The sequence below is a fragment of the Amycolatopsis samaneae genome (assembly GCF_039541975.1).
Lineage (GTDB): Bacteria > Actinomycetota > Actinomycetes > Mycobacteriales > Pseudonocardiaceae > Amycolatopsis > Amycolatopsis samaneae.
In genome coordinates this window covers 169,420-195,637 of sequence record NZ_BAABHG010000012.1, presented here as the reverse complement: position 1 = coordinate 195,637, position 26,218 = coordinate 169,420, and the positions used below count along the sequence as shown (strand labels likewise).

21 protein-coding genes are annotated in these 26,218 nt (G+C 71.1%); 17 read left to right on the top strand and 4 right to left on the bottom strand.

Annotated elements, in window-relative coordinates; translation table 11 throughout:
• Positions 1 to 214: 214 nt before the first annotated feature.
• The 3 genes from ABD987_RS29835 (at position 215) to ABD987_RS29825 (ending at position 4,139) form a co-directional block, all read left to right on the top strand.
• Complete coding sequence (locus ABD987_RS29835) at positions 215 to 2,023, top strand: ABC transporter family substrate-binding protein (protein ID WP_345401235.1); 1,809 nt, start codon at positions 215 to 217, stop codon at positions 2,021 to 2,023.
• 177 nt (positions 2,024 to 2,200) lie between these two features.
• Positions 2,201 to 3,217 carry an ABC transporter permease gene (locus tag ABD987_RS29830; protein WP_345401232.1) on the top strand — a complete coding sequence of 339 codons (1,017 nt, stop codon included), beginning with the start codon at positions 2,201 to 2,203 and terminating at the stop codon, positions 3,215 to 3,217.
• Entirely contained in the window at positions 3,210 to 4,139 is a 930-nt protein-coding gene (locus ABD987_RS29825; RefSeq protein WP_345401229.1) for an ABC transporter permease, read from the top strand. Before ABD987_RS29830 ends, ABD987_RS29825 begins: the two co-directional genes overlap by 8 nt.
• Positions 4,140 to 4,329: 190 nt before the next feature.
• Here the strand turns inward: ABD987_RS29825 and ABD987_RS29820 are convergent, their stop codons facing one another.
• Entirely contained in the window at positions 4,330 to 6,090 is a 1,761-nt protein-coding gene (locus ABD987_RS29820; protein WP_345401226.1) for an ABC transporter ATP-binding protein, read from the bottom strand.
• A 116-nt stretch (positions 6,091 to 6,206) separates the two neighbouring features.
• On the opposite strand from ABD987_RS29820, the gene mshB reads away from it, so the two are divergent.
• From mshB to ABD987_RS29805, 3 genes are read left to right on the top strand one after another with little or no spacing between them, the layout of a single operon-like run.
• Complete coding sequence (gene mshB / locus ABD987_RS29815; RefSeq protein ID WP_345401223.1) at positions 6,207 to 7,046, top strand: N-acetyl-1-D-myo-inositol-2-amino-2-deoxy-alpha-D-glucopyranoside deacetylase; 840 nt, start codon at positions 6,207 to 6,209, stop codon at positions 7,044 to 7,046.
• Positions 7,047 to 7,048: 2 nt separating this feature from the next.
• Entirely contained in the window at positions 7,049 to 7,498 is a 450-nt protein-coding gene (locus ABD987_RS29810; protein ID WP_345401220.1) for a hypothetical protein, read from the top strand.
• Entirely contained in the window at positions 7,491 to 8,279 is a 789-nt protein-coding gene (locus ABD987_RS29805; protein WP_345401217.1) for a hypothetical protein, read from the top strand. Before ABD987_RS29810 ends, ABD987_RS29805 begins: the two co-directional genes overlap by 8 nt.
• Positions 8,280 to 8,289: 10 nt before the next feature.
• Here ABD987_RS29805 and ABD987_RS29800 read toward each other — a convergent pair whose 3' ends face one another.
• Positions 8,290 to 9,054: a site-2 protease family protein gene (locus tag ABD987_RS29800; protein WP_345401694.1), complete on the bottom strand. Its 765-nt coding sequence runs from the start codon at positions 9,052 to 9,054 to the stop codon at positions 8,290 to 8,292.
• Between the two features lie 311 nt (positions 9,055 to 9,365).
• On the opposite strand from ABD987_RS29800, the gene ABD987_RS29795 reads away from it, so the two are divergent.
• Together ABD987_RS29795 and ABD987_RS29790 are read left to right on the top strand one after the other, a co-directional pair.
• Positions 9,366 to 9,602 carry a WhiB family transcriptional regulator gene (locus ABD987_RS29795; protein ID WP_378214284.1) on the top strand — a complete coding sequence of 79 codons (237 nt, stop codon included), beginning with the start codon at positions 9,366 to 9,368 and terminating at the stop codon, positions 9,600 to 9,602.
• Between the two features lie 135 nt (positions 9,603 to 9,737).
• On the top strand, positions 9,738 to 13,055 hold the full coding sequence (locus ABD987_RS29790; protein ID WP_378214279.1) for a glycosyltransferase: 3,318 nt from the start codon (positions 9,738 to 9,740) through the stop codon (positions 13,053 to 13,055).
• A 318-nt stretch (positions 13,056 to 13,373) separates the two neighbouring features.
• On the opposite strand, the gene ABD987_RS29785 is transcribed toward ABD987_RS29790, so the two are convergent.
• Positions 13,374 to 13,841 carry a metallopeptidase family protein gene (locus tag ABD987_RS29785; protein WP_345401691.1) on the bottom strand — a complete coding sequence of 156 codons (468 nt, stop codon included), beginning with the start codon at positions 13,839 to 13,841 and terminating at the stop codon, positions 13,374 to 13,376.
• A gap of 86 nt (positions 13,842 to 13,927) precedes the next feature.
• On the opposite strand from ABD987_RS29785, the gene ABD987_RS29780 reads away from it, so the two are divergent.
• The 6 genes from ABD987_RS29780 (at position 13,928) to ABD987_RS29755 (ending at position 19,127) form a co-directional block, all read left to right on the top strand.
• Positions 13,928 to 14,281: a DUF3499 domain-containing protein gene (locus ABD987_RS29780; protein WP_345401209.1), complete on the top strand. Its 354-nt coding sequence runs from the start codon at positions 13,928 to 13,930 to the stop codon at positions 14,279 to 14,281.
• Positions 14,282 to 14,357: 76 nt separating this feature from the next.
• Complete coding sequence (locus tag ABD987_RS29775; RefSeq protein ID WP_345401206.1) at positions 14,358 to 15,713, top strand: phosphomannomutase/phosphoglucomutase; 1,356 nt, start codon at positions 14,358 to 14,360, stop codon at positions 15,711 to 15,713.
• A gap of 86 nt (positions 15,714 to 15,799) precedes the next feature.
• On the top strand, positions 15,800 to 16,021 hold the full coding sequence (locus ABD987_RS29770) for a Trm112 family protein (RefSeq protein ID WP_345401203.1): 222 nt from the start codon (positions 15,800 to 15,802) through the stop codon (positions 16,019 to 16,021).
• Entirely contained in the window at positions 16,005 to 17,099 is a 1,095-nt protein-coding gene (locus tag ABD987_RS29765) for a hypothetical protein (RefSeq protein ID WP_345401200.1), read from the top strand. The genes ABD987_RS29770 and ABD987_RS29765 overlap by 17 nt, the downstream gene beginning before the upstream one ends.
• Before the next feature lie 76 nt (positions 17,100 to 17,175).
• On the top strand, positions 17,176 to 18,399 hold the full coding sequence (gene manA / locus ABD987_RS29760; protein WP_345401688.1) for a mannose-6-phosphate isomerase, class I: 1,224 nt from the start codon (positions 17,176 to 17,178) through the stop codon (positions 18,397 to 18,399).
• Between the two features lie 161 nt (positions 18,400 to 18,560).
• Complete coding sequence (locus ABD987_RS29755) at positions 18,561 to 19,127, top strand: hypothetical protein (RefSeq protein ID WP_345401197.1); 567 nt, start codon at positions 18,561 to 18,563, stop codon at positions 19,125 to 19,127.
• Positions 19,128 to 19,349: 222 nt separating this feature from the next.
• On the opposite strand, the gene ABD987_RS29750 is transcribed toward ABD987_RS29755, so the two are convergent.
• Positions 19,350 to 22,472, bottom strand: coding sequence for an AfsR/SARP family transcriptional regulator (locus ABD987_RS29750; RefSeq protein WP_345401194.1), 3,123 nt, complete (start codon positions 22,470 to 22,472; stop codon positions 19,350 to 19,352).
• 234 nt (positions 22,473 to 22,706) lie between these two features.
• Here ABD987_RS29750 and ABD987_RS29745 point away from each other — a divergent pair, with 234 nt between their 5' ends.
• The 3 genes from ABD987_RS29745 to ABD987_RS29735 all read left to right on the top strand — a co-directional run bounded on the left by ABD987_RS29745 (position 22,707) and on the right by ABD987_RS29735 (position 26,183).
• Positions 22,707 to 23,627 (top strand): cation diffusion facilitator family transporter, encoded by a 921-nt coding sequence (locus tag ABD987_RS29745; RefSeq protein ID WP_345401191.1) that lies wholly within the window; start codon positions 22,707 to 22,709, stop codon positions 23,625 to 23,627.
• 76 nt (positions 23,628 to 23,703) lie between these two features.
• Positions 23,704 to 25,224: an amino acid permease gene (locus ABD987_RS29740; RefSeq protein ID WP_345401188.1), complete on the top strand. Its 1,521-nt coding sequence runs from the start codon at positions 23,704 to 23,706 to the stop codon at positions 25,222 to 25,224.
• A gap of 275 nt (positions 25,225 to 25,499) precedes the next feature.
• On the top strand, positions 25,500 to 26,183 hold the full coding sequence (locus ABD987_RS29735; RefSeq protein WP_345401185.1) for an LPXTG cell wall anchor domain-containing protein: 684 nt from the start codon (positions 25,500 to 25,502) through the stop codon (positions 26,181 to 26,183).
• Positions 26,184 to 26,218: the final 35 nt, after the last annotated feature.

Below are 26,218 nucleotides of genomic sequence, written 5' to 3'. Positions count from 1 at the left end.
CTGGTAACCAAGGTATTTCCCGCCGTCAGCAGGAAGTTACCCTTTGGTCACGATCGACCGGGAGGTGGTGACTGTGGGTGCATTTCCTTTCTAGCGTGCACCGGCAGTGCGCCAATTGAGTGTCGCGTGGCGTGTCATAAGCTCCGGCTCATCCAACCGGAGCTGTGGGCCCCTGTTCCGATCTCGGGGGCTCAGTGCTAGGAGGGCACACTTCATGAGGAAGTCCAAGGCAGTTTCCGCCTTGTCGCTGGTCGCCGGATCCGCGCTGCTGTTGACGGCATGCGGCGGTGGTGGTGACTCCGGCAACTCGGACAAGAACGGCTCGTCGAACGACGTCAAACAGATGGCGGTCGGCAAGGCCGAAAGCGGCGACCTGTTCAAGCTCGCCGAGGCGCCGGCGTGGGACGGTACGATTACTGTCGGTATCGACGACGGGTACTCCGCCTACAACAACCAACTCCCGGACACCAACACGTCGTACAACAACTACATCTCTACGGCGATTCTCTCCGGCACGCTGAAGCTCGACGGCAACAACAAGGTCCTGCTCAACAACGACGTGTTCGACTCCTGGACGGTCACGTCGAAGGACCCGCAGGTCATCACCTACAAGATCAAGCCGAACGTCAAGTGGTCGGACGGCGCCGCCTACGACTGCAAGGACCTCTACCTCGCCTGGCTGTCGCAGAGCGGCAAGGCCATGGGCCCGGACGGCAAGGCCGCCTTCAACGCGGTGTCCACCAACGGGTACTCGCTGATCGACAAGGCCGTCTGCAAGGACAACCTGACCTTCGAGACGACCTACAGCGCGCCCTACCTGGACTACAAGGGCATCTTCAACGCGCCGGCGATCATGCCCGCGCACATCCTCGAGGCCAAGACCGGCATCGCGGACATCACCAAGCTCGAGCCCACCGGTGATGCCGCGCAGCTGAAGAAGGCCGGCGAGTTCTGGAACACGGCGTGGAAGGGCTTCAAGGCGGACATCATGCCGTCGTCGGGCCCGTACAAGATCACCTCCTTCGACGCGAACCAGAAGTCCGTCGTGCTGGAGAAGAACCCGCTGTGGATCGGTGCCAAGGGTGGTCCCGCCAAGATCGTCGTCCGGACGATGGAGGACACCAAGGCGATGGCCACCGCGCTGCAGAACGGTGAGATCGACGTCGCGGCGTCGACCCAGCCGGACGCCACCGCGGCGGGCACCATGAAGAGCCTCGCCTCGCAGGGTGTCACCTACGGTTCGGCTCCGCAGCTGACCTACGAGCACCTCGACCTGAACTACAAGCGCATGTTCTCCGACAAGGACCTGCGCAAGGCGTTCTTCGAGTCGGTCAACCGCAAGGAGGTCGTGGACAAGCTGCTCAAGCCGGTCCAGTCCGACGCCGAGCCGCTCAACAGCATCAACTTCTTCCAGGGTGAGCCCGGCTACACCGACCTCTACAGCAGCAAGGCGGGCCTCGGCGCCGAGGCCGCGGCCAAGACGCTGACCGACGCCGGCTGGACCAAGGGCGCCGACGGCATCTTCGCCAAGAACGGTGTCCGCGCCTCGTTCAAGATCGCGCACAACCAGAACGCCCGCCGTACCCAGACCGTCGAGATCATCATCTCGCAGGCCAAGGCGGCCGGTATCGAGGTCAAGGACGAGACCGACGCCAACTTCCTGAAGGGCGGCCGTCTCGCGGCCGGCGACTACGACGTGGCGCTCTTCGGCTGGTCGGCCCAGCCGTTCAAGGCCGAGCAGCGGACGATCTACATCTGCCCGGACAAGGGTGGTAACCAGAACTACCAGAGCCTGTGCGACCCGAAGATCGACGAGTCGTTCAACCGGGCGATCAAGGCGACCGACGAGCAGACCAAGGTCAAGGACTACCAGGAGGCGGACAAGGCGATCGCGGACCAGTACGCGACGCTCCCGCTCTTCGCGACGCCGTCGATGTGGGCCTGGAAGGGCATCGACCGCGTCTACATGCAGTCCTACGACGGCGTGCTCTGGAACGCCGGTGAGTGGGCGCAGAAGAAGTAGGCTCCGGCCTGCTGTTCCCACCCTCGGATGAACAGTCCCGGAACGCCGGGGCCCGGCCACGAGCCGGGCCCCGGCGCCAGCCGGAAGTAGCTGTTGACCGTAGGGTTACCCCCACTACGGTAGACAACCGGGTAGCGGTCCATGCTTCGCGACCAGGCCCGGATGAGGAGCAGTTCGTTGAACCTGGTGATCTACATCCTTCGCCGCCTGGCGATATCGATCCCCGTCCTGTTGGTCGGGACCTTCCTGTGTTTCGTCATGGTCGCCGGCACCGGCGACCCGCTGGGGGAACTCCGCAGCAATCCGCAGATCAGCAAGGAGGCGCTGGACGCCACCGCGCACCAGCTCGGGCTGGACCAGGGCATCATTCCCCGGTACTTCACCTGGCTGGGACACTTCCTCACCGGTGACTGGGGCATCTCGATCGCACAGGGCAACGCGCTCGCCCCGGTCGCGCCCAAGGTGATGGCCGCGTTCGGGGTCACCTTCAAGCTGGTGATCGGCGCCGAGATCCTCGCACTGGTCATCGGCGTCGCGGTCGGCGTGCTGGCGGCGGTCAAGCAGTACTCGATCGTCGACTACATCGCGACCACCCTCGCGTTCCTGTTGTTCTCGATGCCGATCTTCTGCATCGCGATCGTGCTGAAGAACTACGCGATCGAGATCAACGGCTGGATCCGTGATCTCGGCCTGAGCGACCTCCTCGGCAATCCATGGCTCCGCACGGTCAGTCCGGAGAACCTGAAAGCGGACGGGGTAGGCGACTTCATAATCAGTTATGTCGGCGCCTACCTGCTCCCGACGTTGTCCATCATGGCGATCAGCTTCGCCGCGTACAGCCGTTTCCAGCGGGCGTCGATGCTGGAAGTGCTCAGCGCCGACTACGTCAGGACCGCGCGCGCCAAGGGGCTGTCCGGCTCCCGGGTCGTCTTCCGGCACGCGTTCCGGAACGCGCTGATCCCGGTGACCACGTTGTTCTCCGTCAACTTCGGCGCGGTACTCGCCGGTGCCATCATCACCGAAACGGTGTTTACCTGGCACGGTATGGGCACATTGCTGGTCGAGGCCGTGACGAAGAACGATACCCAGGTGATGATGGGCTGGCTCGTGGTCGTCGCGAGCATGGTGATCATCGCCAATCTGATCGCCGACCTCGCGTACGGCATCCTGGACCCGAGGATTCGCGTTGGCTGACCTGAACTCTGTGCTCGCGAGCGAAACCGCCGCCGCGGAGGGCACGCTCCCGCCCGAGGCCCTGCCGGAACCCCGGAGCCAGGGCAAGCTGGTGCTGCGGAAGTTCCTGCACCACAAGCTCGCGATGGCCTCGTGTGTCGTGCTCGCGCTGATCGTGCTGATCACGATCATCATGCCGTTCTTCTGGCCGCACAACTACGAGGACAGCTCGTTCCCGTCGTTCGCGCCGCCGAGCGGGGACTTCCCGCTCGGCACCACGCAGGTCGGCAAGGACATGGTGTCGCAGATCCTGCGCGGCACGATGTACTCGCTGCTCATCGCGCTCACCGTGTCGATCCTCGCGACGGTGATCGGCGTGGTCCTCGGCGCCATGGCCGGTTACCTGCGCGGGTTCACCGACTCGGCGGTCTCCCGGGTGACGGACCTGTTCCTGATCATCCCGCAGATCGCCGCCGCGGCGATCCTGGCGAAGGTGTTCGGCGGCGGTACCTGGTACATCGTCGCGCTGGTGCTGGCGTCGTTCGCCTGGATGCAGATCGCCAGGATCACCCGCGCCGAGGCGATGTCGCTGTCCCAGCGGGAGTTCGTGGACGCGGCGCGGGCTTCGGGCGCCGGGACCGTCCGGATCGTGTTCAAGCACCTGGTGCCGAACATGGTCGGCAGCATCACGGTCAACGCGACCCTCGCGGTGGCGCAGGCCGTGCTCGCCGAGGCCGCGCTGTCGTTCATCGGGCTCGGCGTCCAGCTGCCGGACACCTCGCTCGGCCGGATCATCCTGGAGAACTTCGCGCAGGTGCAGATCCGCCCGGCGCTGTTCTTCGGCCCGTTCGTGGTGCTCGTGCTGATCTCGCTGACCATCAACTTCATCGGTGACGGTCTGCGTGACGCCTTCGACCCGCGTCAGCGGCGGATGAAGGCCTGACCCACCAACGAAAAGGGCGGGTGAGCTTCCGGCTCACCCGCCCTTTTCGTTGTCTGCTCCCGCCCTCGCTCCGGCTCTCGGCGCGTAGCGGGGGCTCATGCGCCCCAATGTGGCGTTCGGTGCGTTCAACGCACCGAACGCCACATTCGCTGCGTCCAGCGCACCCAATGCCACATTGGGGCGCTCGGCCTCAGTCGGCGACCGGGGCGACCTTTCCGGCCTCCCAGGCGGCGCGGCGCTCGGCCTGCAGGATCGGGTCCGCGACCGGGGCGGCCGAAAGCAGCCGGCGAGTGTAGTCCTGCTGCGGCGAGTGCAGCACCTGGTCCCGGGTGCCGACCTCGACCAGCTTGCCCTGCTGCATCACCGCGACGCGGTCGGCGAGCAGGTCGATGACCGCGAGGTCGTGGCTGATGAACAGGCACGCGAACTGCAGCGACTGCTGCAGGTCGAGGAACAGGTCCAGCACGCGGGCCTGCACCGAGACGTCCAGCGCGGAGGTCGGCTCGTCGGCGATCAACAGCGCCGGGTCGAGTGCCAGCGCCCGCGCGATGGCGACACGCTGGCGCTGCCCGCCGGACAGCTCGTGCGGGTAGCGGTTGAGGTAGTGCCCGCCCAGTTCGACCTTGTCCAGCAGCGAGGTGACCCGCTTGGTCTGCTCCTTGGTCGTGCCGACCTTGTGCAGCACCAGCGGTTCGGCGATGGACTCGCCGATCGTCATCTTCGGGTCCAATGTGGACGCCGGGTCCTGGAACACGATCGAGAAGTACCGGCGCAGCGGGCGGAGCTCCTTGGCCGACATCGTGGTGATGTCCCTGCCCGCGATCGAGACGGTGCCCGAGGTCGGGTTCAGCAGCCGGATCGCGCAGCGGCCGACGGTCGACTTGCCCGAGCCGGACTCGCCGACGAGGCCGAGGATCTCGCCCTTGGCGATGCTCAGCGAGACGTCGTCGACGGCGCGGTTCTTGGCCTGGCCGCGGCGGCCGGGGTACTCCAGCACCAGGTTCTTGATCTCCAGCGCCGGCGCGGTCTCCTCGATGACCGCCTCCAGTTCGGCGTCGGCCAGCCGGATCTCCTCGGCGATCTTGGCCGCCTCGTCGCTGTCGACGGCGATCGCCTCGTCGTCGAGTAGCCGCCTGCCCTCGGGCCGCTGGCCGAGCACCGGCACCGCGGCCAGCAGCTTCCGGGTGTACTCCTCCTGGGGCGAGGCGAACAGGTCGCGCACGGGCGCCTGCTCGACGATGACGCCCTGGTGCATGACCACGACCCGGTCGGCGAGGTCGGCCACCACGCCCATGTCGTGCGTGATCAGCACGATCGCGGTGTTCAGCGTGTCCCGCAGCTTGCGCAGCAGGCCGAGGATCTCCGCCTGCACGGTGACGTCGAGCGCGGTGGTCGGCTCGTCGGCGATGATCACCTTGGGGTCGCAGGCGATCGCCATGGCGATCACGACGCGCTGGCGCAGACCGCCGGAGAGCTGGTGCGGGTACTGCTTGAACCGCAGCGGCGGGTGCGGGATACCGACCATTTCGAGCAGCTCGATGGCGCGCCTGTCGGCCGCGTCCTTGGCGATGTCCTGGTGCGCGCGCAGGGCCTCGCGCAGCTGCCAGCCGACGGTGTAGACCGGGTTCAGCGCGGTCATCGGCTCCTGGAAGATCATCGCGACCTCGTTGCCGCGGATCTTGCGCAGGTCCTTGTCGGTCAGGTCGGCCAGGTTGCGCTCGCCGAGGCGCAGCTCACCGGCGATCCGGCTGGTCTTGGGCAGCAGGCCGAGCACGGACATCGAGGTCACGGACTTCCCCGACCCGGATTCGCCGACGACCGCGACGATCTCCCCCGGCTGGACGTCGAACCCGATGCCCTTGACCGCGTCGACGACGCCGTCCTCGGTCGGGAACGAGACCTTCAGGTCGGAAATGGACAGAACCGAACCCGACGTTGTTTCAGTGCTCACCTAAAGATGCCCTTCGTGGGGGTACAGACAGGTCACGGCACTATGGCCGTGACTCGCGCGAGGATATCCGAGGGATGGCCGACGAACGACGGTGAGCGGCAATTACTCTTCAAGACGTGATCTCCCGCGAGGCCCGACGGCTGCTTCTCGTCCACGCGCATCCCGACGACGAGAGCATCACCACCGGCGGCACCATCGCCCGCTACGCCGCCGAGGGCGCCGAGGTGACGCTGGTGACCTGCACGCTGGGGGAGGAGGGCGAGATTGTCCCGCCCCGGCTCGCGAAGCTCGGCTCCTGGGCCGCCGACCAGCTCGGCGGCTATCGCAGCGGTGAGCTGGCCCGCGCCTGCGCCGCGCTGGGTGTCACCCGGCACCGCTACCTCGGCGGGATGGGCCGCTGGCGGGACTCCGGGATGGCCGGGACCCTGGCCACCGCCCACCCCCGGGCGTTCGCCGGGGGAAGCCCCGGCGAACAGGCCGGGCAGCTCGCGGAGATTCTCGCCGAGGTCGCGCCGCAGGTCGTGGTCACCTATGACGCGTTCGGCGGGTACGGCCATCCCGACCACGTCCGCGCGCACGAGATCACCATGGCCGCGGCGACGCGGGCCGCGTCGGTCACGCGGGTGTTCCACGTCGTCACGTCGCGTACCGCGCTCCGCGAAGGGCTCGCCGCGCTGCGCGCCGACGGGACCTCGCCCTTCCGGGTGCCCGAGGACGGCGAACTGCCGGAGACACCCGACGAGGCCATCACGACCCGGATCGACGTCGACGCCCACCGCGAAGCGCGGCTGGCCGCGCTGCGCGCGCACGAAACGCAGCTCACCGTGGCCGACGGCCCGACCGTCCACTTCGCACTGACCAACGACGTCGCCCAGCCGATCCCGCCGCACGAGTACTTCGTGCTCGCCCACGGGCCCGCGGACGGCGCGGAGACCGACCTGTTCGGCAAGCTGTGAGTATGTCCGTCACCCCGGCCCCGGCCCGCCTGACCGTCACCCAGTGGCTGCTGCTCGCGTTGCTGTCCCTCGACGCCGTCCTGCTGGCGCTGCTGGAGCTGTTCTTCCTGCCGCTGCGGCTGGACGGCACGGCGCTGCCGAGAATGCTGGGCGACCTCCCGATGCCGCTGGCGATCCTGCTCGGCGCGGTCACCACGCCCCTGCTGGTGTCGGCGGCGGGGAAGCTCGTGCGGCCGGGCCTGTCGTTCGTGCCGCTCGTAGTGTGGGTACTGGTGATCTTCGTGGTCGGCCTGTTCGGCCCCGGTGGCGATCTGGTGCTGATCCAGGACTGGCGGGCGCTGCTGCTGCTCGGCGCGAGCGCGCTGCCCGCCGCGCTGGCGCTCGGCGGCGGGCTGGGCCGGGCGAGGGCGGCCGCGTCGGCACGGCCGGCTCAGGGAGGTAAACGTGGCTGAAGCCATTTCGGACGCGAACGTCGTCGCGGTGCTGCGGCCGTTCGTGCGTGCCTGTGGCCCGATGCTCGACGCGCTGCGCGAGTCCGACCCGTTCGGCCTGCAGGCGCGGGCCCGGCGCGAGGAGGACGAGCTCGCCGGGGTCGAGCCCGGGCTGAAGGACAAGCTGCTGAACGGGCTGACCTCGGTCAAGGTGCCGGGGACGGCGGCGTGGGCGGGCATGACCGGCTACCAGCGGTCCAGCTGGTGGATGAACCGGGTCGGCCGGTTCACCGCGCTGGTCACCTCGATCCCCGGCCTCGGCGGCGCGCTGGCCGACCGCCTGCCGGTGCAGGACACCCTCGGCGCCGCCTCGCAGGGCCTGCTGCTGTGCGCGCTGGCGGGGGAGTACGGCGTCACCGACGTCGGCGCCAGGGTGCGCCTGATCGCCTGGGTGCTGTTCGAGCGCGACATCGATCCCGAACTCGCCGCGGGCAGGCACGCGCAGCACGACGAGGCGGCCGAGGAGACCGAAACGGCCAAGCTCACCGAGGAACTCGCCGAGGCCGAACGCAAGCACGGGAAGGCGACGCTCAAGGCGTGCGCGGGCACGTTGTGGCGGCTCGGCCGGGCACTGCTCGGGATCACGGAGGAACTCGAGAAGCGCCCGCGCGGCAGGCTGTTCCACCGCGCGCTGGGCCTGCTGCCGGTGGTCGGCGCCGCCGGGGACTACCTCGGCGAGCGCTCCGGGCTGCGCGTCGTGTGGAAACGCGGCCACGAATGGCTCACCACGCACCCCGCGTGACCGCGGGGCCTCAGTGGCGCCAGAACATGAACACGTACTGACCGACCTGTGCCGCGTCCTCGACGCCGCCGACGGCGTTGAACAACGCGAAGGCGCCCTTCCACAGCGCGGTGTTGACCGGGGTGAGGAGGAACAGCGCGGCGAACAGGATCAGCGGGGCCCACGGCCGGGCCCGCGCGCCGAAGTCCCGCGCCTGCGGGGAAAGGTACGGCTCGATCGCGCCCCAGCCGTCGAGGCCGGGGATCGGCAGGATGTTGAGGATGAACGTGACGATCTGCAGCAGCGCCAGGTAGGACAGGCCCACCAGCAGGCCGATCGACATCGGCACCAGGTAACACACCAGGGTGATCGCCGCGCCGACCGCGAGGTTGCTCAGCGGCCCGGCGAGCGAGACCCACGAGGACGTCGACCGCGAACGCAGCGCGCCCCGGTTGATCCACACCGCGCCGCCGGGCAGCGGAATGCCGCCGATGACGAGGAAGATCAGCGGCAGCACGACCGACAGCATCGGGTCGGTGTACTTGCGGACGTCGAGCGAGAGGTACCCCTTGTGAGCGACGCTCTGGTCCCCGCCGCGGAAGGCGACGATCGCGTGGCCGAACTCGTGCAGGCTCAGCGACGCCACCCAGCCCGCCGCGACCAGGAGCACGACCCCGGTCACGAGGAGCGGGTCCTTGGGATTCAGGGAAAACCGGCTGGAGCTACTGAAAGCGGCAAGGACACCGCCCACGACGGCGAGCACGAGGATGCCGAGGAAGACGGGGCTGGGCCGCACTGCTGATCTCTGCACACCCCCAGTCTTCCGTATGCCCGATGTGAAGTTTCCGGCGTGTCCCCTTGCGCTGAACCGGAGAGATATCCCCCGAACTCGCTACTCGGCTTGACCAGACCGCACTACACAGGTGTAATCACAGTGATGTCATTCGCTGCAGGAAGGGGGCAGCGGATGTCGTTTCACCACCGCCAGCCTGGGGAGTGCGTAGGAGCGAGGAGGCGGACGTGCGGTTGGAAGCCGATGGAAGGGAATGGGGGCACGTCGTGGGTTGGGGAGAGAACCCCGAGCAGCAACTGGGTGATCTCACCGACATGTTCGACGTCGCCGAGGAGCAGGACTGGCAGGAGCGCGCCCTGTGCGCGCAGACGGACCCGGAGGCGTTCTTCCCCGAGAAGGGCGGTTCCACCCGTGAGGCCAAGCGGATCTGCCTGGGCTGCGAGGTCAAGGACGAGTGCCTTGAGTACGCGCTGGCCCACGACGAGCGCTTCGGCATCTGGGGCGGTCTGTCCGAACGGGAGCGTCGCAAACTCAAAAAACGTGTCGTGTAGGTGATCCCGGCCCCGGTCCACCCCGTGGAACGGGGCGGGGGCGCCCTCGCGTGAGTGACCGACGTCGTAGGGTGGCGGCACCGTTGTCCGCCGCCTGACGGGAGTCCGTCGTTGCCCCGCATCGCCTCATCTGCTTTGCGTACGGTTCCCGTGCTGGCCATCGTGGTCTGCCACAACGGCGAGCAGTGGCTGCCGCTGGCGCTGTCTTCCTTGCGCCGCAGCAACATCCGGCCCCGGCACGTGCTCGCGGTCGACACCGGATCGACCGACCGGACACCCAGCCTGCTGGCCGAAGCCGCCGATCCCGGCGGCGTCGACGCGGACCCTCTGCTGTCCGGCGTACTGACACTTCCGAGTGAAACCGGATTCGCCGCGGCGGTCGCGGCCGCGGTCGAGCACGCCGTCGAACGCTGGGGCGATCCCGGCGGCTGGCTCTGGCTGCTGCACGACGACTGCGCGCCGGAACCGGACTGTCTCGAAGAACTTTTGCAAGCTGCGGAAAGCAATTCCTCCGCGCGGGTGCTCGGCCCGCTCGCCCTCGACTGGGCCGATCCCCGGCTGATCGTCGAAGCCGGGCTCTCCACCGACGCCACCGGGCACCGGCAGCAGATCGCCGCACCGGGCGAGGAACCGGCAGAAGTACTCGCGGTACCCAGCGCGGGCTCGCTCGTGCGGCGCGAGCTGTGGCACGACCTCGGCGGCTTCGACCCCGAATTCTCCTTGCTGCGTGAGGATCTCGACTTCGGCTGGCGGGCCAACGCCGCCGGCGGTCGCGTGCTGTCGGTGCCCGCCGCGCGGCTGCGGCACGCCCGCGCGCTGACCACCGGGCAGCGGAAGCCGGACGCGGCGCCAGGGCCGCTGGCCGTCACGAACCGCGCCCACGGGCTGCGGGTGTTCCTGGTGAACTGCTCGCCGTTCTCGTTCTGGTTCGGCCTGATCCGCGTCCCGGTGCTGTCCGTGCTGCGGGCGCTGGCCTTCGTGCTGCTGCGCCGGACCGGCGAGGCGCGCGCGGAGTTCGCCGCCGTCGGCTACCTGCTCGGCGGGCGCGGCAAACTCCGTGCGGCACGGGCGAAACGGCGCGAGCGGCCGCGGCCGGGATCGGTGCGCGGACTGTTCACCGGGCGGATCAGGCGGCTGCGTAACGCCTTCCGTGCAGGCGTCGTCGGGCTGGTGCGTCGCGGGGTGGAGCGCGACGTCGCGCTCGGGACCGTGCCCGAGGCGGTCGCGCCCGAGACCGCGTGGATCACGCCGGAGGCGCTGGACGCCAAGTCCGCCCAGCCGGTCGGACCGGCCGCGTTGCCCGCGGGTGCGTTGCGGGGCATCGGTTCCCGGGGCTCGGGACTGCGCAGGCCGAGCGGGCTCGTCGCCGTCGCGATGCCCTCGGCGCCGGCACTCGCCGAGCCGGAGGCCGGTACAAAGACCGTCGCGGAGCCTGTCGCGGAGCCCATCACGGAGTCTGGGGAAGGGGAGGGCGCCGCGTCCCAACCGTCGGAGGCCGCCGCGGAACCGGGGCTGGTCTACGTCGAGGTGAACCGGCGGCGCGTGCTCGCCGCGACGGTGTTCGCTCCGCCGGTCGTGCTGCTCGTCCTGCTCACCGCGCTCGCGTTCGTGGTCAACCGCGGGCGGCTGGGGCTCGACCTGTTCGGCGGGAAGCTGCTGCCGGTCGGCGGGCTCGGCGAGATCTGGGCGTCGTACGTGGCGCCCTGGCACGCCGTCGCCGGCGGTACGGGCGCCCCGTCCGCCGCGACGCTTCCGGTGCTGGGGCTGCTCGGCGCCGTCTTCGCGCCGATCGGCGGTCCGGCGGCGCTGGTCGCCGTGCTTCTCATCGGTGACATCCCGCTGGCCGCGTTGAGCGCGTACGCGGCGACGCGGCGTCTGCGCGTACGGCGCTGGGTGCGTGCCGCCGTCGCGGCGGTGTACGCGCTGTTGCCCGCCGCGACGGCTTCGGTGGCGCAGGGACGGCTCGACGTCGTCGTGGTGCACATCGTGCTGCCGCTCGTCGTCGCCGGGATCGCCGGGCTGCTCACCCGCGCGGACACGCGCTGGTTGCACGTCTCCGCGCTGTCCGCGTTCGGGGTCGCGCTGCTCGGCGCGTTTTCCCCGCTCGCGCACGGGCTCGCGCTCGCGGGCCTGCTGATCGGATTCGTGGTGCTGCCCGCGCCGACCGGGCTGGCGCGGCGGATCGCGTCGGTCGGCATCGTGGTGCTGCTGCCGCTGGCGCTGCTGCTGCCGTGGCCGACCGTGCTGCTGAAGCATCCCGAACTGCTCGTCCACGGCCTCGGCGGGGGCGCGGCGCTGCCGTCCGGGACGGATCTGGCCGGGCTCGACCCCGGCGGCCCCGGTGCCTGGCCGATCGGGGTGGCGGTGATCGCGGCGGCGCTCGTCGCGCTGGTGGTGCGTCCGACGAAGCTCGCCGCCGGGGGGATCGCCCTCGCCGTGCTCGGCGCGGGCGGGATCGTGCTGGTGCGGCTGGTGAAACTCGCGCCGATGCAGGGCGGCGCGCCCGCGCACGGCTACGCGGGCGTCCCGCTGCTGCTGGTCGGGGCCGGGCTGCTGTGGGTCGTGCTCGCCGCCTGGCAGCGCGGCGGCACCGCGCCGGTGCCCGGACGGCTGCTGCCGCGCGTCGCGGCCGTCGCCGGGGTGGTGGTGCTCCTCGCGTTCGGCGCGGGAGCGGTGGCGACGGGTCACGAGGGACCGCTGCGGGCGGGCGGACGTCCACAGCTCGCGCCCGAGGTGGCCGCGGACCTCGCCGCGTCCGGCCGCTCGGTGCTGGACCTCGGCACCGACCAGGTCCGGCAGACCGGCGGGCGGCTCGCGCACTACGGGGACGACCAGCTCGCCCCCTCGCCCGGCACGGCCGACCGGCTCGCCGGGTGGCGACGTGACCTCGGGCAGGGCGGCGCGGACGCGGTCAAGCGCGCGCTGACCGCCGCGGCGGCCTCGGGAGTCCTCTACGTCGTCCTGCCCGCGGGTGTGGATCCCGCCGCGTACTCGACGCTGGCCAAGGACCTGGTCACCGTCGCGCCGCCGACCTCGGACGGCAGGCCGGTGCTCAAGCTGCTCCCGCCCGCCGGTCAGGTCGTGCTGATCTCGCCGGAGCTGGCGAAGGCCGCGGTGACCGGCGGTGCCGCGCCCGGCGTGTCCCCGGGTGTCTCGCCGGTCCAGGCGGGCCTGCCGGACGTGCGGGTCCGCGTCTCCGACGGCCCGACCGGGCGGCTGCTGGTGCTGGCCGCCGAACAGGAGGCGGGCTGGCGGGCCAGCGTCAACGGCGCCGGGGTGCCGATCGTGCCCGCGTGGGGCCACCAGGTGGCGGTCTCGGTGCCGCCCAAGTCGGCCGAGGTGAGTGTCGAGTACCCGGGGACCGAACGCGGGCTGCTGCTGCTCGCGCAGCTGGCCGCGGCGCTGTTCACCCTGCTCACCGCGGTCCCGTCGGCGACACGGCGCCGCACCTGACCACCGGCTCCGCGGTCTCGGGTCGCGCCGAGCGCCCCAATGTGGCATTGGGTGCGTTGGACGCACCCAATGTGGCGTTCGGTGCGTTGGACGCGCCGAACGCCACATTGGGGCGCACGAGCCACGGCCTGTACGGGAGCGGGGGACCTTTGCTACCGCCGGAGCGGAGCAAGGGACCTTTACTACCGTTGCATGCACGCGCATAGAACGAGAGCAAAGGTCCCTTGCTCTCTTTTCGCAGGTCAGGAGGGTCGCTAAGGCCGCCTTACGGGGCGTCCGACGCCCGCAAAGTGGCCTTAACGGCACGTCCGGGAGGAGCTATTCGCCCTCGATGACGTCCGGTTCGACGCCTAGATAGCCCGCGACCTGCTCGACCAGCACGTCGTGCACGAGTTCCGCGAGTTCCGACGGCTCCTTCGCGCGTGCCTCCAGTGGGCGCCGGTAGAGCACGATCCGCGCCCGCGTCGGCAGCCCGGCCCGGTCGACCCCGGCGGGGACCAGCCTCGACAGCGGTACGGCGCCGTCGTGCAGGACGCCGTCGGCGGGCGCCCTGCCGTCCGTCCTGACCTCGGGGACGTCGTCCACCGCCACGTCGAGTTTCGTCAGCTCGTGGCGCCAGCGGGCCTCGATCGGCTCCAGCGCGTCGAGCACCAGTGCGTCGAACCGCTCCGCCCGGCTGGCGGCCGCGGGCAGCGTCGACGGATAGAGCGCGCCACGCAGGCCCCGGCCGTGCCGGTCCCGTCGCAGGCGCCGCCGCTGTCGGTGATCACGAGCCTCGCGAGCCATTGCCACGGTCCGAAGTCTAGGCGGTCGGGGGCGCACCGCGCGTGTCGCCGGTACGCCGCGACGGCGACACGCTATCGTTCGTCTTCGTGCGGAGCGTTCGAAAGTGTTCGCGAACGGGTTGTCCCGAACCCGCTGTCGCGACGCTCACGTATGCCTACCGCGATTCGACCGCCGTCGTCGGACCTCTCGCCACGGCGTCCGAGCCGCATTCCTACGACCTCTGCGAAGCCCACGCGCTGCGGCTGACCGTGCCCAAGGGCTGGGAAGTCGTCCGGCACGAAGGCGCGTTCGCCGCGCCCGACCCCTCGGCCGACGAGCTCACCGCCCTGGCCGAGGCCGTCCGCGAGGCGGGCCGCTCCGACCGACCGCCGCCAGCCCCGGAGCCGGAGACGCCCTCGGGCAGGCGGGGCCATCTGCGGGTACTGCCCGGTCGCGCCTGAGGTCGGCCGCCGCCGGTAGGCTTTCCCGCGCGGCGCGACCCGGTGCCGTGACGAGGACTATCGGCGGGGAGACGGCGTGTCAGACCTTTCGGGCATCGTGAAGGCCTACGACATTCGCGGCGTGGTCGGCGAGCAGCTCGACGCAGCGCTCGTGCGGGACTTCGGTGCCGCGTTCGCCCTGCTCGTCAAGCCGGACGCGAGCGCGGTCGTGGTGGGTCACGACATGCGCGACTCCTCGCCGGAGCTGTCCGCCGCGTTCGCCGACGGGGTGACCTCGCAGGGCGTCGACGTCGTGTCGATCGGGCTCGCCAGCACCGACCAGCTGTACTTCGCCTCCGGCTCGCTCGATCTGCCGGGCGCGATGTTCACCGCCAGCCACAACCCGGCCAAGTACAACGGCATCAAGCTGTGCCGCGCCGGGGCCGCCCCGGTCGGGCAGGACACCGGGCTCGCCGAGATCCGCGACACCGTCGAGCAGGGCGTCCCCGCCTTCGACGGCGCGCGCGGCACGGTCTCCGAGCGCGAGGTCCTCGGTGACTACGCCGCCTACCTGCGCAAACTCGTCGACCTCACCGGCGGCCGTCCGCTGAAGGTCGTCGTCGACGCCGGGAACGGCATGGGCGGGCACACCGTGCCGACCGTGTTCGAGGGGCTGCCCGTCGAGGTCGTCCCGATGTACTTCGAGCTCGACGGCACCTTCCCGAACCACGAGGCCAACCCGCTGGACCCGAAGAACATCGTCGACCTGCAGGCCAAGGTGCGCGAGGTCGGCGCCGACGCCGGGCTGGCCTTCGACGGCGACGCCGACCGCTGCTTCGTCGTCGACGAGCGCGGCGAGCCGGTTTCGCCGAGCGCGATCACCGCGCTGGTCGCGGTGCGTGAGCTGGCCAAGGAGCCGGGCGGCACGATCATCCACAACCTGATCACGTCCAACGGCGTGCCGGAGATCGTCGCCGAGCACGGTGGCAAGCCGGTCCGCACCCGGGTCGGGCACTCGTTCATCAAGGCCGAGATGGCCCGCACCGGCGCCATCTTCGGCGGCGAGCACTCCGCGCACTACTACTTCCGCGACTTCTGGCGCGCCGACACCGGGATGCTCGCCGCGCTGCACGTGCTGGCGGCGCTCGGCGAGCAGAGCGGCCCGCTGTCCGAGCTGACCAGCGCGTACTCGCGTTACGCCGCCTCGGGCGAGATCAACTCGACGGTGTCGGACCAGGTCGCGCGCCTGATCGCGGTCAAGGACGCCTTCGCGGCCAAGCCCGGCACCGAGATCGACGAACTCGACGGGCTGACGGTGCGGCTGCCCGGCGGCGCGTGGTTCAACCTCCGCCCGTCCAACACGGAGCCGCTGCTCCGGTTGAACGTGGAGGCCGCGGACGTTAACGCCGTGCGCGCGCTCACCGACGAAGTCCTCGCCCTTGTCCGTGCCTGAATCCCGCCTGTCGCCGGGCGTCACCGGGCCGATTCGTTTCCGGAAGGTGCCCCTCATGTCACATCCTCGCGTGGTAGGGAGGAACCATGGCCATCACGCTTGACGCACAGCTGCTCGAGATCCTCGCGTGCCCCTCGCCGGATCACGCCCCGCTGCGTCCCGGCACCCCGGACGACCCGGACGCCGACGCGCTGACGTGCACCGAATGCGGCCGCGTGTACCCGGTCCGGGACGGGATCCCGGTGCTGCTGCTCGATGAGGCCATCTCACCGACCGATCCGGATGACTCCCATGCCGACGGTGCTTGACGACACGCTGCTCGACGATCCCGCGCGCCTGGCCGAGGCCGACAGCGCGGGGCTGTTGCGCGCCGCCGCGATGGCGGGCGCGCAGGTGCGGGCCACCGCCGAAGCCGCGGCGGAGCTGGAGCTGGCCGAGCGGCTCGACCTCGGCAGGCCGCGGGCGCTCGTGCTCATCGACCGGCCGGGGGTCAGCCGCACGGTGACCCGGCTGCTGGCCGCGCTGCTGACGCCCTCGTGCCCGGTGCCGGTGGTCGTCGCCGAGGCCGTGCCGAACTGGATCGGCGCCCTCGACGTCGTCTTCGCGCACACCGACGACGCCGGTGACCGCGAACTCGCCGCCTCGCTGGAGCGAGCCGCGCGCTACGGCGCGTCGGTGGTGCTCTCCGCGCCGGGGGAGGGGCCGGTCGCCGCCGCGGTGGCGGGCAAGGGCGTGCTGCTGAGCCCGCGGATCCCGGTGCCGCCGGAGCTCGCGTTCCCGCGCGGGCTCGCCGCCGGGCTGCTCACCGCGAACGCGCTGGGCCTGCTCGTCTCCGACGTCCAGCTGCTCGCCGACCAGCTCGACCTCGAGGCGGAGAAGAACTACCTGGCGCGGGAGACGTTCGCGAATCCCGCGAAGGCGCTCGCGCTGCGCGTCGCCGACCGGGTGCCGCTGCTGTGGGGGCTCGACCCGGTGGCGGTCGCCGTCGGCGAGCACGCCGCGCACGCCTTCGCCGCCCACGCCGCCACGGTCTGCGACGTCGAGGACTATCGTCAGGCGCTGGCGCGGCCGGCGCTGCGCCGTGCGGCGCAGGCGGGCGACACCGAGCGGGACATCTTCGCCGATCCGGACGACGGTCCCGCCGGGGCCAGGATCAGGCTGCTGCTGCTTTCCGTGCGCACGGGACCCGCGGCCGACGCCGCCCGCTTCCAGGCGGACGAGTTCCTGCCCGGTGCGGACATCATCGTCCCCGCCGAGGAGATCGAGGCGGACGAGATCGTCCGGGCCGCGGTGCTGGCGTTGCGGTTCGAGCTGGCGGCGGTCTATCTCGGGCTGGCCGCGGGCAGCATCGGCGGTGCCGGGCGTTACGAGCCCGCCACCGTCTGAGTCCCCGCGCGAGCGGGGCGGGGCGCGCCCGCGTGGCCGGAGCGCGCCGAAGTGAGGATTGGGAGTTGAGGTGACAGTGGAGCTGCTGCGCAACGCCGTGCGGCCCTACGCGTGGGGATCGAGAACGGCGATCCCCGAGCTGCTGGGACGTCCGGTGCCGGCGCCGCACCCGGAGGCGGAACTGTGGATGGGCGCCCACCCGGGCGACCCGTCGCACGTGATCGGCCCGGACGGCGCCGAACGGAGCCTGCTGGAACTCGTCGAAGCCGATCCGGCCGGGCAGCTGGGCGAACGCTGTGCGCGGCGCTGGGGCGGCAGGCTGCCGTTCCTGCTGAAGATCCTCGCCGCCGAAGAGCCGCTATCGATGCAGGCCCACCCGTCGGCCGAGCAGGCCGCCGAGGGACACGCGCGAGAGGAGCGGGCCGGGATCCCGCGTGACGCGGCGAACCGCAACTACCCCGATCCGACCGCGAAACCCGAGCTCGTGTGCGCGCTGACGGAGTTCCACGCGCTCGCCGGGTTCCGCGCCCCCGAGCGCACGATCGCACTGCTCCAGGCGATCGAGACGCCGGGCCTGGCGAAGTACGCGGTGCTGCTGGAGGCCCAGCCGGACCCGGCCGGGCTGCGCGCGTTGTTCACCACCTGGATCACCCTGCCGCAGGCCTCGCTCGACGAGCTGCTGCCGGAGGTGCTGGACTCGTGCGTCCAGCACGTCAAGGGGCACGGCGAGTTCAGCGAGGAGTGCCGGACCATCCTCGAACTCGGCGAAGCGCATCCGCGCGACGCCGGGGTGCTCGCGGCGCTGCTGCTCAACCGTCTCACCCTGCGCGCGGGCGAGGCGATCTACCTGCCCGCCGGAAACCTGCACCTCTACCTGCACGGCACCGCGGTCGAGATCCTGGCGAACTCGGACAACATCCTGCGCTGCGGGCTGACCCCCAAACACGTCGACGTGCCGGAACTGCTGCGCGTCGTGGACTTCGCGTGTGGCGAGATGCCGGTGCAGTCCGGGCGGGCGAACGGGCGGATCGCGGTGTACCACACCGACGCGCCGGAGTTCGAGCTGTCGCGGGTCGAGTGGGCCGCCGGGGACGGCGGCGAGGTCGCCCTCGACTGCGCCGGACCGCAGATCCTGTTGTGCACCGCCGGGGACCTCCTGGTGACCGCGGCCGACGGCGAGCAGGTCGAACTGCGCCGCGGCCACTCGGTGTGGCTGCCCGCCGCGGACCCGGCGGTCCGCGTCCGCCCGCTCCACGGCGCCGCCTCCCAGCTCTTCCGCGCCACTCCCGGCACCTGCTGATCGGCTCCTGACGCGCACCCCGGCGCCGGGGTGCTGTTTTGTCGTGCCCGGGGTGCGTGAGTGTGTTCGTTCCGTGTGGCGGTCTTCTCCACTATCACCCAATGGGGTGGTTCTGCCGGTCCGGTGACCGCCCAGGAGAACCGACGAAGGAGAACAAGCTCGTGACTTCCTATCCCGACGCGGCGGCCGGACAGCTGCGTCAAGGCCCGCCCGTGGCACCGGCGGCCCAGCGCCCGGGACGTCCCGGTGTGCTGTTCGCGGCACTCGGTGTCGGACTGCTTTCGGCGCTCGCCGCGATCGTCGACGGCGTCATCATCATGTCGGGCGGCCGTGACCTCGCCGCGGACCTCGCGGCGAAGGTCGTCGCCTCGGTGACCGGGGGATCGGCCGAGACGATCAAGGCCAAGGGCGGCATGCTCTTCGACGCCGCCGTGGAGCAGGCACAGTCCTCGCTCCAGGTTCGCGGCGTGGTGGCGATCGTCTTCGGGATCCTGCTGCTCGTCTGTGTCGCGCTCATGCAGGGCGCGGCCGTGTGGGCCCGTGTGCTCGTCACGCTGACCGCGGTGCTCAACGCGCTCATCGCGCTGCGCGTCGCGACCGACGACGAGGGCGGCACCGGCGCCATGCAGGGCGTGGCCTGGCTCGCCGTCGCCACCGCGATCGTGGCGATCGTGCTGGCCTGGCTCCCGACCAACCACCGCTACGCCAAGGCCCGCAAGGCCTTCTAGACGTTTCGGGGGTGGTGCCGGCTACCGAGGGGGGTCGGCACCAACCCCGATTCGGCGCGTCACCGGACAGGCCAGGAGTGACCCTCCTGCCGGTGTGCCCGCGAGGCCCCATGCCGGGCCCGCCCAGCGCACCGCGCCCCCACCCTCACGGGGGCGCGGTGCGCCGGGAACGCCGTCCCGCCAAGGAGTTCTCGGACTGGTGTCCGTTGTGGACATTCCGGCTCAGCGGCGGGGTTCGGCCAGTGTGAGCAGTGCCTTTTCGAGGACCGACGCGCTGGCGTCGCGGGGATCCCGCAGCCGCTCGGCCTCGCGGCGTGCCGCTTCGGCGGCCTCGGTGTCCCCCGCCGCCTCGTGCGCGCGGCCGAGGACCCGCCAGGTGAGGTCCGTCGCCGCGCGGCCGCCCATCGTGCGGAATTCGGCCAGGCAGTCGAGCAGGACCGGGATCGCCTGTGCCGCACGGCCTTCGCCGATCCAGCTCGCCGCGATCGCCCGGGTGCAGGACAGCTCCCTCGGCCGCTCGTCCAGCTGCCGCGCCAGGTCCAGCGCGCCCTCGAACGCCGCCACCGCCTCTCCGCGCGCGCCCAGCCCGGCGTGGATGGCGCCCTGGGTGCGCAACGACTTCGCCAGCGCGGACCGGGCCGTGGTGTGCCGCAGCAGCCGCACCGACTCGCCGATCGCCTCGGCCGCGTCCCCGGTCTTCCCGTTCAGCTGCAGGGACCACGAGAAACCCTGGAGCGCCACCCCGATCCGCCGGGCGTCCCCGGCCCGCTGTGCCAGCGCGAGCGTCGCCCGGTCCACTTCGAGTGCTTCGGCGACCCGGCCGAGCCGGTGCAGCGCTGCGGACTGCGCCCGCTGCACCCATTCCAGGCCCGCCACGTCACCGTCCACAGTGAACAGTGCGTGGGCGCGGCCGACGGCCTCCAGCGCCTCCTCCGCGCGCCCGAGCCCGGTCAGGCAGTGCGCGAGGTTCGCCTCGGTCCACGCCTGCGCCGGGCGATCGCCGAGCACGGCCAGCTCCCCGGCACACTCGCGATACCCGGCGACCGCCTCCGCGTACTGACCGTCGCTGTGCCGGAGCAGGCTCAGCGTGGCGGTGGCGAGCGACGCGCGGTGCTGGTCCCCGGCTTCGAGCGCGGCATCGCGCAGCACCCGGCTCGCCGAGCACAGGTCGGCGTAGTGCCCGTCCAGGTACACGTACGTGCTGAGCTTTTCCAGCAGCAGCAACGCGTCCGCGCGCCAGCCGACCGCGCAGAAGGTGCCGATCGCGGTGACCAGGTTGGCGCGCTCCGCGGCGAACCAGGCCTCCGGCCGGGCGAGCAGCCGTTCGACCAGCTCGGGATGCAGCGGCTGGGCGGGCAGCGGCCGGGCCGGTGCGGGCATCGGCACCGTGCGGGGGAGCCGCGCCGCCGCGGCGGCGGCCAGGCACAGCGCGGCGTCGGCCACGCCGCGGATCGCGGCGACGCGGTCGGCGTGGCTCTCCGCCTTCGCGGCCTGCTCGGCGGCGAACACCCGGACGAGATCGTGCATGCGGTAGCGGGGTTCGCCCGCCGGATCGGCGCCGGTCGGCTGGAGCAGGCTCGCCTCGATGAGCTCCTCGATGGCCTCGTCCGCGTCCTCGCCGTTGCCGATCCGACCGGAAGCAGGCGGATACGGTCCGCGGCCGACCTGCTCGCCGGGACCTGTTCCCGCCGTGGCTGCCGTCGGATCGGTACCGGAGGGCACAGCTCCGCCGATCAGGGTGACCGCGGCCCAGTGCGGGAGGTCGTGCCCCCGGCAGCCGCCGAGCCGCCGGAACGCGTGTTGCGCGGCCGGGCTCAGCGCCGCGTAGCTCAGTGCGATGCTGCCGCGCACCCGCAGATCGCTCACGGTCAGCTCGTCCAGCCTGCGTGCCTCGTCCTCCAGCCGGTCGGCGAGCAGGCCCAGCCGCAGCTGTGGCCGGACCGCGAGCCTGCTGCCCGCGATACGCAGCGCCAGCGGCAGGAAGCCGCAGGCGGCCGCGATGCGCTCGGCGTCGGCCCGCTGGCGGCCGACCCGCTCGGCGCCCGCGAGCCCGCGCAGCAACGCGCCCGCGTCGGCCGGGGACAGCGGGCCGAGTGCCAGCCTGCGTGCCCCGGCGAGCCCGCTGAGCCTGCGCCTGCTGGTGACCAGCACCGCGCTGCCGGGCGTGCCCGGCAGGAGCGCGCGGACGTGCTCCGGATCGGCGGCGTCGTCCAGCACCACCAGCACGCGGCGGTCGGCGAGCCTGCCGCGGTAGACGGCGGCGCGGGCCTGGACGTCGTCCGGGATCGCCGGGCCGGTGACGCCCAGCGCGCGCAGCAGATCGGTCAGGACGTCGCCGAGTGAGCGGGCCGCGGTGGCCCCGGCCAGCGGTACGTAGAGCTGACCGTCCGGATAGGACGCTCGCAGCAGATGCGCCGCGCGCACCGCCAGGGTGCTCTTTCCGGCGCCGGGCTCCCCGGTAATCACCGTGACCGGGACCTCCGCCCCGCCGCCCGCGACGAACTCCGCGAGTGCGGCGAGCTCGGCCTCGCGCCCGGCGAAGTCCGCGATGTCCGGCGGCAGCTGGCACAGCGGCCACACCGGGGGAGCCGCGACGGCCAGGCCCTGGGGCACCGGATCCTCACCACGCAGGACCGCCGCGTGCACCCGCCGTGCCTCGGCGCCCGGCTCGACGCCCAGTTCGTCGATCAGCGTGGTGCGCAGTCCCCGGTAGACGGTGAGCGCGTCGGCCTGGCGGCCCGCCCGGTGCAGCGCGATCATCAGCTGCGCGGCGAGTCTTTCCCGCAGCGGGTGTTCGGTGATCATCGCCTGCAGCTCGCCGGTCAGCTCGCCGTGGCGGCCGGTGGACAGCTCCGCGTCGACGCAGTCCTCGAACGCCGCGAGCCGCTCCGACTCCAGCCGGGCGATTTCCGCGTCCAGCAAGGGGATGTGCAGCCCGGCGAGCACCGGGCCCCGCCACTGGGCGAGCGCTCGCCGGAAGTGGCGGGCCGCCGTGGCCGGGTCGCCGGTGCGCGCGGCCTCCCTGCCGTGCGCCGCCTCGGCGCGGAACGCCAGCATGTCCAGCTCGTCCGGGCCGGCGCGGAGCCGGTAGCCGCGGGTGGAGTGCTCGACCCGCAGGCCCGCGATCCTGGCCCGCAGCCGGGAGACGTAGGTGTGCAGGTTGGACGTGTGGGACTTGGGCGGGCCGGCGGGCCAGAGCGCCTCGACCAGCCGGTCGATCGGGACCTGCCGGTCGGCCTCGAGCAGCAGCACGGCCAGCAGGGTGCGCTGGTGTTCCCCGCGCAGCGCGGGGAACTGCCCTGGTGGGCTTTCGACGCTGAGCGGGCCGAGCACGCCGAAACGCATCGAGATCACCTCCCCCTCCGGAGCCGGGCGGTCGAGACTAGCCAAGGTCGTCCCGGGTGCTGCACCCGAGCGGAGACGAAGCTAGCGGGCCCCACCGACAAAAACCGCGTTGCTCCAGGTCAGCGCCCGATTACTCAGCGGTTGGCGGCGGCCTCGCGCGAGGCGCGCGGACGCGCCCTCTAGGCTCCAACCCGGCAAACAGGGCGGCCAGGACATCAAGACGGGGAGCGTGTCGTGTCAGCTGGAGGCGGAACCAAGGCGATCATCGCCGCACTCGCGGCGAACGCGGGGATCGCGGTCGCGAAGTTCGCCGGGTTCCTGGTGACGGGCTCGTCGTCGATGCTCGCGGAGTCGGTGCACTCGCTGGCCGACACCTCGAACCAGGGCCTGCTGCTGCTCGGGCAGAAGACCTCCAAGCGCCGCGCCGACGCCGAGCACCCCTTCGGCTACGGCCGGGACCGGTACTTCTACTCCTTCATCGTCGCGCTGCTGCTGTTCACCCTCGGCGCGGCATTCGCGCTGTACGAAGGCATCCACAAGATCATCGAACCGGAGCCGCTGAGCTCGCCGATCGTCGCGGTGGTCATCCTGCTGGTCGCGATCTGCCTCGAGGGCTACAGCTTCAAGACCGCGATCGGCGAGTCCCGCAAGATCAAGGGCACGGCGAGCTGGTGGCGGTTCATCCGCCAGGCCCGCGAGCCCGAGCTGCCGGTGGTCCTGCTGGAGGACGCGGGCGCGCTGCTCGGCCTGGTCTTCGCGCTGCTGGGCGTCGGCCTCGCGCTGCTCACCGGAAACCCGGTCTGGGACGGCGTCGGCACCGTGTTCATCGGTGTGCTGCTCGGGATCATCGCGACCATCCTCATCATCGAGATGAAGAGCCTGCTGATCGGCGAGGGCGCCACCGAGGCCCAGCTCGGCACCATCGTCGACGAGCTCGCGGCGGGCAAGGTCGAGCGGGTCATCCACATCCGGACCCAGTACCTCGGGCCCGACGAACTGCTCGTCGCCGCCAAGCTCGCGCTGGTCCCCGGCCTGGACACCGCCGCCGTCGCAACCGCCATCGACGACGCCGAGGCACGGGTGCGCGCCAAGGTCCCGGTCGCCTCGCTGATCTACCTCGAACCCGACCTCGATCGCGATCTTCAGGCGCGGTAACGACGCTGGTGAGCCGGGTCGCGGTTCACGCGCTAGGGTGACCCACCGCGATACATGCGGTCTGAGGAGGTCAACGTTGCCCGGGACGGGTTTGTGGCGCACCAAATCCATCGAACAGTCCATTGCGGACACCGATGAACCGGATACCAAGCTCCGAAGAAACCTCAGCGCCTGGGATCTGACGGTGTTCGGCGTCGCGGTCGTCGTGGGCGCCGGGATCTTCACGCTCACCGCGCGGACCGCCGGTGACTTCGCGGGCCCCTCGACTTCGGTCGCGTTCGTGATCGCCGCGATCGCGTGCGCGCTCGCCGCGCTCTGCTACGCCGAATTCGCCTCGACGGTGCCGGTCGCGGGCAGCGCGTACACCTTTTCCTACGCCACGTTCGGCGAGTTCACCGCCTGGATCATCGGCTGGGACCTCGTGCTGGAGCTGGCCGTCGGCGCCGCCGCGGTGGCGAAGGGCTGGTCGCTGTACCTGGAGACGGTGCTCGGCTACATCTTCGGCAAGGGCACCAAGACCTCCTTCGACATCGGCGGGCTCACCGTCGACTGGGGCGCGCTGATCGTCGTCGTCGCGCTGGCCCTGCTGCTCGCGCTGGGCACCAAGCTCTCGTCCCGGTTCTCGATGGTGATCACCGGGATCAAGGTCGCGGTCGTGCTGTTCGTGATCGTGCTCGGCTTCTTCTACATCAAGGGCGCGAACTACCAGCCGTTCGTCCCGCCGGGCAGCACCGGCAGCAGCGCCGAGACCGGCGTCGACCAGTCGCTGTTCTCCCACCTCGTGGGTGGCGCCAGCAGCTCGTTCGGGGTGTTCGGCCTGCTGGCCGCGGCCTCGCTGGTGTTCTTCGCCTTCATCGGGTTCGACATTGTCGCGACCACGGCGGAGGAGACCAGGAACCCGCAGAAGGCCGTGCCGCGCGGCATCTTCGGCTCGCTGGCGATCGTCACCGTGCTCTACGTCGCGGTGTCGCTCGTGGTCGTCGGCATGGTGCCCTACACCGATCTGGCGACGTCGGCGGGCGACGGCAGCCACAAGACGCTGGCCACCGCGTTCGCGGCGAACGGCATCGACTGGGCGGCGAACATCATTTCGTTCGGGGCGCTGGCCGGGCTGACCACGGTCGTCATGGTGCTGATGCTCGGCCAGGTGCGGATCATCTTCGCGATGTCGCGGGACGGCCTGCTACCGCGCGGGCTGGCCAAGAGCCACCCCAAGAGCGGGACGCCGCGCCGGGCCACGATCCTGGTGGGCGCGCTGGTCGCGGTCGCGGCCACCTTCTTCCCTGCCGACAAGCTGGAGGAGATGGTCAACGTCGGCACGCTGTTCGCGTTCGTGCTGGTGTCGGCGGGCGTGATGGTGCTGCGCAAGACCCGTCCGGACCTGCCGCGGGCGTTCAAGGTGCCGTGGATGCCGGTGATCCCGGTGCTGGCGATCCTGATCTGCCTGTGGCTGATGCTGAACCTGACCGTGCTGACCTGGCTGCGGTTCCTCGCCTGGATGGCGCTCGGGGTGATCATCTACTTCGCCTACAGCAGGCGGAGTTCCCTGCTCGGCAAGCGGCTTCGCGAGTCAGGCCCGGTCGAGGTCAAGGACTGACGTCTTTCCACGCGGACGGCCCGTCGCCCCTTCCGGGGTGACGGGCCGTCCTTTTTTAGGTGACGTGTATCACGGATCGATAACCGGCTGATTCCGGTTCGGGGATCGCTCTCGCACTGAGGGTGAAGGAGACCGCCCGTTTGCGATATACCTGCCAGGCCCTGCGTCCCTCTGACGGGTTAATTACCTCTGAGTGATTCGTACTGAGAGTGGCCTTTGCCGTCGAGGGTGTGGTGCCTCCCCACTTTTTCTCCCCGTTCGGTACAGGAGTTTGAATGCCAGTCGTGTCCAGACGGTCCGTCCGCGCCGGCGTCGGCGTCGTCGCGCTGACCACCGTCGCCCTGCTCGGCACCGCGACGTCCGCCTTCGCGTGCCACACCGACGACGGCCGCGCGAAGCCCATCCCCGGCAGCGTGACCAAGTGCGACCAGGTGGGCAAGAAGGGACAGCTGTCCCACGAGGACGTCACCTTCACCGGTGGTGACGGTGAGAAGTACCTGAACATCACCGCCGTCGGCGAGGGTGTGAAGATCACCGAGATCGTCGTCGAGGGTGGCAAGGACGGCTACAACGTCTACCAGCCCGGCAAGCTCGCCGACCTGCCCTGGAAGGAGCTGCGGGCGCCGAAGACGGTCGACAACAAGGACGCCAAGATCGACCACTGGTTCCTCTGTGGCTCGAAGACGGAGAAGCCGACCAAGCCCGCGGAGCCGACCAAGCCGACGCAGGCGCCGACCAGCTCGGCGGCCCCGACCTCGGCCGCTCCGTCCACTTCGGACAGCGCGGCGCCGAGCAGCTCCGCCGTCCCGGCCCCCGCCGTCGATGCCGGTGGGGCCAACGGCGGTGGCCTGGCGAACACCGGTTTCGACAACGGCTGGCTGATCTGGGTCGGCGCGCTGCTGCTGCTCGGCGGCGCGGCCGTGCTGACGCTGCTGAAGCTCCGCCGCCGTACCCAGTAGTTCTGACGGTCCGTGGGGGTCTCCTTGAGGGACCT